The organism is Pseudomonas sp. GD04158, assembly GCF_029834875.1.
In the GTDB taxonomy this organism is placed as follows: Bacteria; Pseudomonadota; Gammaproteobacteria; order Pseudomonadales; family Pseudomonadaceae; genus Aquipseudomonas; species Aquipseudomonas hydrolytica.
Window position 1 is genome coordinate 1 of the sequence record NZ_JAODYT010000117.1, and the last position, 8161, is coordinate 8161.

Sequence of the window (8161 nt, forward strand, 5' to 3'; positions counted from 1 at the left end):
CGCTGCGCAGCACGCCGCCGGGCAGCTTGATACGGCAGATGCCACCGTCCAGCGCGGGGACGATGCGCAGCAGGCCGGGACAGGCGGAAGGGCGAATGGAGGTGTGCAAGCGGTCACCTGTGGCTAACGACGCGGCGACCGAACCAGCGAAATCCGCCCACAGGGGGATTCCATGGCATCGGTACACCCCGCCCGATGTTGGCACTCGCGACCAGCGTTCGTCGGCAGGTCTCCTGGCTGACAGGTCATGATCCGCTGCGCCTTCCCGGTTAACAGGCCGTTGAAAAACTACCTACGTTGGCAATACGGCGTTAAAAACGGCCTCAAAATGCTCATTTACAACACGTAAACTGCGCTTTTTCGGCCGTTTTTGCCTTGTCTTGCCTACCTCGCCTACGTTTTTCAACGGCCTTTCACCCAGTGGCCGATTGCATTGGACTCGCTGTTTACAGTTGCGGGGGCAGCCACGGTTTTACCGTGTTCCCTCTTAGGCCCGTTTTATAAGGGGCACCGACGAAGGCTGTATTATGCCCGCTTTGCCCGGCGTCGCGACACGCGCCCTGTCGGCTACTTGCGAGGAAGGTAGATGAAACCCTGGTTGACCCTGGTCGGCATCGGTGAAGACGGCTACCCCGGCCTGGGCAAGGCCGCGCGCCGCGCGCTGCTGGCGGCTACACGCATCGTCGGTGCGCCGCGTCAGCTGGCCTTGCTGCCGCCCTGCATCGGTGGCGAGCGGGAAACCTGGCCCAGCCCCTTCAACCTTGAACCGCTGCTGGCGCGGCGTGGCGAGGCGGTGTGCGTGCTGGCCAGCGGCGACCCGATGTTCTACGGCGTCGGCGCCAGCCTGGCGCGCCAGCTGCCGGCCGATGAGCTGCAGGTACTGCCGTCGCCGTCCTCGGTGTCGCTGGCGGCTGCGCGTCTGGGCTGGCCGCTGCAGGAGATTGATGTGGTCTCCTTGGTCGGCCGGCCGCTCGCCACGCTCAACGCCCGGCTGTTTCCCGGCATGCGCCTGCTGGTGTTGAGCGCCGATGGTGACACGCCCGCGCAGGTCGCCGAAGCCCTGTGCGCACGCGGTTTTGGCGCCAGTCGCCTGACCCTGCTGGAACACCTTGGCGGGCCGGATGAGCGCCGCATCGAGGGCCTGGCCGCGAGCTGGGACTTGCCGCGCGGCGCCGACCTCAACCTGCTGGCCGTGGAATGCCTGGCCGACGCCGGAGCACACCTGCTGCCACCGACCTGTGGTCTGCCTGACGAGGCCTACCGCCACGACGGCCAGCTGACCAAGCGCGACGTGCGCGCGGTGACCCTGGCGCGCCTGGCGCCGCTGCCCGGTGAGCTGCTGTGGGACGTGGGCGCCGGTTGTGGCTCCATCGGCATCGAATGGATGCGCGCGCACCCGGCCTGCCGCGCCATCGCCGTCGAGGCCAACGAAGGGCGTCAGGCCCATATCCGCCACAATCGCGATGCCCTCGGCGTCCCCGGGCTGCAACTGGTCGCCGGGCATGCGCCCGAGGCCCTGATCGGGCTGCCAGCGCCGGATGCCATTTTCATCGGCGGCGGCGTCACCGTGCCCGGTGTGCTGGATGATTGCTGGGCCGCACTCAAGCCCGGCGGGCGCCTGCTGGCCAATGCCGTGACCATTCAGAGCGAGGCGGCGCTGGTGGCCTTTCGCGAACGGCAGGGTGGCGAGCTGCTGCGGCTCACCGTGGCCCAGGCGCAGCCGCTGGGCGGGTTCGACACCTGGCGCGCGGCGCTGCCGATCACCCTGCTGGCGGTGCGCAAGCCGTGAGCGCGCGACTTCTGCTGCTCGGCGGCACTACCGAGGCCCTGCGCCTGGCCCGCCGCCTCGGGCCGGATACCGTCTACAGCCTGGCCGGCCTCGGCCGCGTGCCGGACGACCTGGCCTGCCGCGTGCGCGTCGGCGGCTTTGGCGGTGCCGAAGGCCTGGCGGCCTTTATCGCCGAAGAAGACATCGAGCTGCTGCTGGATCTGACCCACCCCTATGCCGCGCAGATCAGCCATAACGCCGCCCGCGCCGCCGAGACTGCTGGTGTGCCCTGCTGGGCCCTGCGCCGCCCCGGCTGGCAGCCGGGCGCAGGCGACGACTGGCGCGAGGTGGATGGCTGGGATGAACTGACCCGCGCGCTGACGCCGTTCCAGCGGCCGTTCTTCACCTCCGGTCGCGAGCCGCTGGCGCATCTGCACGAGATACCCGAGCACCAGCACTGGACGGTGCGCTGCCTGCAGGCCGAACCGGCGCCGCCGCGTGCCGAGATCATCGGCGCGCGCGGGCCGTTCTCTTTGGACGAGGAACGTGCGCTGTTCGCCCGTATCCGCTGCGATGTGCTGGTAAGCAAGAACAGCGGCAGCGCCTCCACCGAGCCCAAGCTGCAGGTCGCCCGCGAACGGGGCCTGCCGGTGCTGCTATTGCGCCGCCCGCAGTTGCCGGCTGTAACGCGCCAGTTCGAGGAGCTGGACGCTCTCTACGAGGCGCTGTCCTTGTAGGGCGGGTGAAACCCGCCAATGCCGGCCTGGCGGGTTGCACCCGCCCTACGCTTGCTGCGCCTGCGCTGATTCCGTAGGGTGCGCCGCGCGCACCGGGGCTTCTAGCACCTGCCGGATTGCCTCCGGACCACGACGCGCTGCTAGACTGCCGGCCCGTTCTGGAGACCGTCATGAGCCAAGCCCCCTACGCCCGCGTTCTGTTCATCGGCCCCGGCCTTGGTCGTGGTGCCTCGGCCGAGCGTCTGCAGCGGCGCGTCGAAGCACTGCTGGGCGAGGCGCATCTGCATGACAGCGAGCAGGACGGCTGCTGGCAGGCCATCGCTGCGGCGCCGCGACCGCTGCTGGTGGTGGATCTGGAGCCGCGCGCCGATGCTGCGCACCGTGACTGGCTGCGCGAACGCATCGCCGAGCGCGGCGATGGGGCGGGCGTGTTCGTGGTCTGCGCGGCGCTGGAGGATGCCTGGCTCGATGGCCTCGCTGCGCTGCTGGCGCGTCGTGAGGCGCACCTGCCCTGCAGCGACGTGCCGCCGGTGCCGGCGCAGCACGCCTGGTCGCAGATCCCACCACATGCGCAGCGCCTGCTGCTGTGCAACGGCCCGCGCTGCACGCGCAAGGGCGCGCTGGGCCTGTGGAAAACCCTGCGTCAGCGGCTCAAGGCCGCCGGCAAGCTGGAGTGCGACGGCGGTGTGCATATCACCCGCAGCCAGTGCCAGTTCCCCTGCGACCTGGGCCCGACCGCGAGTCTTTATCCACAGGGCGAGTGGTACGGCATCAGGGACGAGGCGGCGGTGATCCGCCTGGTCGATGAGCGTCTGGTGGCGGGCAGGGCGCTGCCGGAGCTGCGCATCGATGAGCCGGGCGGCGCCGGCGAGACAGGCACGAACCCGCGTCCTTGAAGCCTCGCGCCTTGACTTGAGCGGGTGTGGGTGGTCATATCCGCCCCGCTTCAGGTGTCTCACGCCGCCGCGCGTGAGGTGAAACGGGAAGTCGGTTGAAGTCCGACGCTGCCCCCGCAACGGTAAGCGAGCGACCGCATCGATACGCCACTGTGCGCCACGCGCATGGGAAGGCGATGCGTTCATGACCCTCGCAAGCCCGGAGACCGGCCTGGAGTCATTTGTCTGGCAACCCGCGGTGGGCGGGCGTTGACTCCAGTAGGGCGCCGCCGTGCCCCTGTCTGCTGTTGCGCATTTCCATCGGATTGCCGTGCCTTCCCTCTACCGATGGAACCCCTATGGCGCGCCATTTCCGCTACAAGAACCTTTTTGCCTTGCGTCCGAACGAAGGGCACGAGCCTGTCAGCTGCTGCCTGCGTAAAGCGATAATGTTATGTTATAACAATAACATTATCGCCTCAGACCGTGCCGGCGAGGAGTCGAAGCTGAACGCTTGCAACTCGCCCGCACGTGGCCTGGAGCGACTCCACGAACCCCCTCGAAGCCCCGGAATCAATTACGTGCAGCACCTTCTACGTCACTGCCCCCTGCCATTCGCGCTGCTGCTTGGCGGTGTGGCCATGGCCAGCGAATCTCCTGTCGATCTGCCCGCTGTCACGGTCCAGGCGCAAGCCGTGGAGGAGGGCGAGAGCGATCTGCATACGCCCACCACGTCCGGCTCGCGCCTGGAGCTGTCGGCGCTGCAAACCCCGGCCAGCACCAGCAGCCTGAGCGGCGCCGAGGTACGCGGGCGCAACAACCTCACGGTGCAGGACGCGGTGACCCGCACACCGGGCATTAGCAGCATCGGCTCACCCGGCAATGGCGGCACGGCGCTGTCGGCGCGTGGTTTTACCGGCCATGCGGCGACCATGCAGCTGTACGACGGCACCCGTCAGTACGTCGGTGCCGGCACCGTGACCTTCCCGGTGGACACCTGGTCGGTGGCGCGTATCGACGTGCTGCGCGGCCCGGCCTCGGTGCTCTACGGCGAGGGGGCCACCGGCGCGGTGATCAACGTGGTGCCGAAGAAGCCCTTCGCCGGCGAGATCCGCAACCAGCTGCGCCTCGGCTACGGCAGCGACGACCGCCGTCAGGCCGCGCTGGACAGCGGTGGTTCGCTGAGTGACGAATTGAGCTATCGCTTCAATGTCAACCAGCAGGCCAGCAATGGCTGGGTCGACCGGGGCGATTCGGACAGCGTCGCGCTCAGCGCCGCCCTGCGCTGGGACGCCCATGACGACCTGAGCTTCACCCTGTCCCACGACCATGGCGACCAGAGCCCGATGCGTTACCTCGGCACGCCGCTGGTGGCCGGCAAGTACCGCGAGAGCATCCGCGAGCGCAATTACAACGTCGCCGACGCGGATATCCGCTACAACGACCAGATCACCCGCCTGGTGACGGACTGGCGCATCAACGACACGCTCAGCGCCAGCAACCAGCTCTACTACATCAAGACCCAGCGCTACTGGCGCAATGCCGAGGCCTATCGCTGGCAGCCGGGTGATACGGTCGAGCGCAGCGAGTTCTACCGGATCAAGCACACCCAGGAGCAGGTCGGCGACCGCCAGACCTTCACCCTCGATCACGCCCTGTTCGGCCTCGATAGCCGCACGGTGGTCGGGGTGGATTACAACCGCATCCACTTCGCCCGCCAGCACGATTTCGCCAGCAGTTTCAGCGACAGCGTGCCGCTGGCCGGTTCCGGTGGCGGGCAGTACCAGAGCACCGATCCGCTCGGTTACGGCCCGCGCGAGCGCAACCTGGCGCGGCAATTCTCGCTGTTCGCCGAGAACCGTACCCAGCTCACCGAGCGCCTGGCGCTGGTCACCGGCGTGCGCCGCGATCAGGTGCATATCCAGCGCGACAACCTGGTGAATGGCAGCAGCGCCGATCGCAGCCTGAGCGGCGACAACTGGCGCGCTGGGCTGGTCTTTGCCCTGACCCCCGATCTGTCGCTGTACGGCCAGTACGCCACCAGCACCGAGGGCGTAAGCAACCTGCTGACGCTCAATCCGACCCAGCAGCAGTTCGACCTGAGTGAAGCCAAACAGACCGAAATCGGCCTCAAGCAGGTGTTCTGGGGCGGGCAGGGCGAGTGGACGCTGGCGGCTTATCACATCGTCAAGCAGAAGCTGCTCAGCCGCGAAACCCCGACCTCGCCCACCGAGCAGATCGGCCAGCAGTCGTCCGATGGCCTGGAAGCCACCCTGGAACTGGCGCTGGGTCGGGGCTGGCAGGTGTCGGCCAACGCCGCCCTGGTGCGCGCCGAGTACGACGACTTCGTCGAAGGTGGCGGCGACCGCAGCGGCAATCGCCCGACCGACGTGCCCAGGCGCACCGCCAACCTGTGGCTGAACAAGGCGCTCGGTGGCGGCGTGGAGGCCGGCATCGGCGCGCGTTATGTCGATGCGCGCTACGCCGATAGCGCCAATACCGCCAAGGTGCCCGGCTATACCGTGGTCGACGCCAACATCGCCTGGCAGGCGTTGCCGGATGTGCGCCTGGGCCTGGAGCTGAACAACCTGTTCGACCGCCAGTACGCCACCAGCGCCAGCAGCGACGGCGAGCAGTGGTACCTGGGCGCGCCGCGTTCGTTCTTCGTCACGGCGGATTACAGCTTTTGAAGCGAGCGTGCCTGTGCAGGCGTGCCGCGCGTGGAGACTTTGTGTGTCAGTGAATAGTGCCGCAGGCTGGCCTGCCAGTCTGTTCTCGCCGCCCGCGAGCCGCCGTACGGCGGCGCCTGAGCCGCGCCTGCGCATCCGTGACCTGGCCTGGTCGCCGGATGGCCAGCGCGTCTTGCTCGAGGCCATCGATCTGCAGATCGGCGATGGTGAACTGCTCGGTCTGATCGGTCCCAACGGCAGTGGCAAGACCAGCCTGTTGCGCTGCGCCTATCGTTTTCAGCGGCCCAGCGGCGGCAGCGTCGAACTGGACGGTGAGGCGCTGTGGCAGCGCCCGCCGCGCTGGAGCGCACAGCGCGTGGCGGTGGTGCTGCAGGAATTTCCGCAGGACTTCGGCCTGCGCGTGCACGAAGTGGCGGCCATGGGCCGTACGCCGCACAAGGGCCTGTTCGACGGCGACGATGCCGAGGACCAGCGCCTGGTGGCTCAGGCGCTGGTCCGTGTCGGCCTGAGCGGCCTGGCGCAGCAGCCCTTCGCCTGCCTCTCGGGCGGCGAGAAGCAGCGCGCCCTGCTTGCCCGCGCTCTGGTGCAGCAGCCGCAACTGCTGATCCTCGACGAGCCGACCAACCACCTCGACCCGCGCTACCAGCTTGAGTTGCTCGGCCAGATCAAGGCACTGGGTCTGGCAACCCTGGCCAGCTTCCATGATCTGAACCTGGCGGCGGCCTTCTGCGACCGCCTCTGTGTGCTCGACCAGGGCCGCCTGGTGGCCGTCGGCACGCCCGCCGAGGTGCTGACCGCCGAGCTGCTGCAGCAGGTGTTCGGCGTACGGGCGCTGGTCGATACCCATCCACTGGCGGGGCATCCGCGTATTACCTGGATTGTTTGATGAAGCGTTTACGCACGACTGAACCTGTAGGAGCGAGCTCTGCTCGCGAATCCTGGGAAAAGACAAAAGCTTCGCGAGCAAAGCTCGCTCCTACACTCGTTGGCGCAATCCTGCTGGCGCTGATCAGCCCCGCCTGGGCCGTCACCGTGACCAGTTGCGATCGTCAGGTGAGCGTCGCTCAGCCGCCGCAGCGGGCGGTCAGCCATGACGTCAACATGACCGCCATGCTCCTGGCCCTGGGGCTGAAGGAGCGCATGGCCGGCTACACCGGCATCAGCGGCTGGAAGACCCTCGACCCGAGCATGCGCGAGCAACTCGCCGGCCTGCCGGAACTGGCAGCGCGCTACCCCTCGCTGGAGAACCTGCTGGGTGCCGGCACTGACTTCGTCTTCGCCGGATGGAACTACGGCATGCGCATCGGCGGCGAGGTCACCCCGGCCAGCCTGGCACACTTCGGCATCCCGGTGTACGAGCTGAGCGAGTCCTGCGCGCATGTGCTGCCTGGCCGCGTCGCCAGCCTCGAGGATGTCTACGCCGATCTGCGCAACCTCGGCCGCATCTTCGCCGTCGAGCCGCGTGCCGATGCCCTGGTGCAAGGCATGCAGCGACGCGTGGCGGCAGTGCAGGCGCGCCTCGGCGAGCAGCCGACGCGGCCACGGGTGTTCGTCTACGACAGCGGTGAAGACCTGCCTTTCAGCGCCGGCCGCCAGGGCATGCCGCAGCCGCTGATCGAGGCGGCTGGTGGGCGCAACGTGATGGATGGCGTGGCCGGAAGCTGGATCAAGGTGGGTTGGGAGTCGGTGGTCGAGGAAGACCCCGAGGTCATCCTGATCGTCGACTACGGCGAGCGCACGGCGGCGCAGAAGCGCGACTTTCTGCTGCAGCATCCGGCGCTGCAGGGGGTGACCGCGATCCGCGAACAACGCTTCGTGGTGCTGCCCTATCTGGCGGTCACGCCGAGCCTGGATAACGCGGCCGCCATCGAAACCCTGGCCGCCGCGCTGCACCCCGAGGCCTTCGCCCAGTGAATCGCTATCGCCTGCTATTGCTCGGGCTGGCCGTGCTGCTGGCGCTGTCCTGCGCCTGGTCGCTGGCCTTTGGCGCGGCGCAGGTGCCGCTCGAGCGCGTGTGGGCGATCATTGGCCAGCACCTGTTCGGCATCACGCCGCAGGTGCCGGTCAGCAGCGGCCAGGACAGCATCGTCT

General features: G+C 68.1%; 6 protein-coding genes, 2 pseudogenes and 2 riboswitches. Of the genes and pseudogenes, 7 read left to right on the forward strand and 1 reads right to left on the reverse strand.

Translation table 11 applies throughout. The features are described from left to right. A pseudogene (locus N7333_RS23030) lies at positions 1–163 on the reverse strand (precorrin-3B synthase); the annotation flags it as partial. A gap of 42 nt (positions 164–205) precedes the next feature. Continuing rightward, a riboswitch (cobalamin riboswitch) is annotated at positions 206–530 on the reverse strand. Positions 531–586: 56 nt separating this feature from the next. Between N7333_RS23030 and cbiE the strand changes: the two are divergent. From cbiE to N7333_RS23065, 7 genes and pseudogenes are all read left to right on the forward strand, one after another. Beyond that, positions 587–1789: a precorrin-6y C5,15-methyltransferase (decarboxylating) subunit CbiE gene (gene cbiE, locus N7333_RS23035; protein ID WP_129483728.1), complete on the forward strand. Its 1203-nt coding sequence runs from the start codon at positions 587–589 to the stop codon at positions 1787–1789. Further along, positions 1786–2505, forward strand: a complete 720-nt coding sequence (locus N7333_RS23040; protein WP_129483727.1) for a cobalt-precorrin-6A reductase — start codon at positions 1786–1788, stop codon at positions 2503–2505. The genes cbiE and N7333_RS23040 overlap by 4 nt, the downstream gene beginning before the upstream one ends. 170 nt (positions 2506–2675) lie before the next feature. Beyond that, positions 2676–3401, forward strand: a complete 726-nt coding sequence (locus N7333_RS23045) for a (2Fe-2S) ferredoxin domain-containing protein (RefSeq protein WP_129483726.1) — start codon at positions 2676–2678, stop codon at positions 3399–3401. Between the two features lie 35 nt (positions 3402–3436). Continuing rightward, positions 3437–3631, forward strand: a riboswitch (cobalamin riboswitch). A 390-nt stretch (positions 3632–4021) separates the two neighbouring features. Then, positions 4022–6070: a TonB-dependent receptor gene (locus N7333_RS23050; RefSeq protein ID WP_252576801.1), complete on the forward strand. Its 2049-nt coding sequence runs from the start codon at positions 4022–4024 to the stop codon at positions 6068–6070. Positions 6071–6203: 133 nt separating this feature from the next. Next, a complete protein-coding gene (locus N7333_RS23055; RefSeq protein ID WP_252576800.1) occupies positions 6204–6956 on the forward strand; it encodes an ABC transporter ATP-binding protein in 753 nt (250 codons plus the stop codon). After that, entirely contained in the window at positions 6956–7984 is a 1029-nt protein-coding gene (locus N7333_RS23060) for an ABC transporter substrate-binding protein (protein WP_129483724.1), read from the forward strand. The genes N7333_RS23055 and N7333_RS23060 overlap by 1 nt, the downstream gene beginning before the upstream one ends. Next, positions 7981–8161 (forward strand): annotated as a pseudogene (locus tag N7333_RS23065) (iron ABC transporter permease); the annotation flags it as partial. The gene N7333_RS23060 and the pseudogene N7333_RS23065, both read left to right, overlap by 4 nt.

What these genes read in the sequence shown, in the direction of transcription:
- N7333_RS23060 (WP_129483724.1), top strand. Translation starts at nt 6,956, where the DNA reads ATGAAGCGTTTACGCACGACTGAACCTGTAGGAGCGAGCTCTGCTCGC.
- cbiE (WP_129483728.1), top strand. Translation starts at nt 587, where the DNA reads ATGAAACCCTGGTTGACCCTGGTCGGCATCGGTGAAGACGGCTACCCC.
- N7333_RS23050 (WP_252576801.1), top strand. Translation starts at nt 4,022, where the DNA reads ATGGCCAGCGAATCTCCTGTCGATCTGCCCGCTGTCACGGTCCAGGCG.
- N7333_RS23045 (WP_129483726.1), top strand. Translation starts at nt 2,676, where the DNA reads ATGAGCCAAGCCCCCTACGCCCGCGTTCTGTTCATCGGCCCCGGCCTT.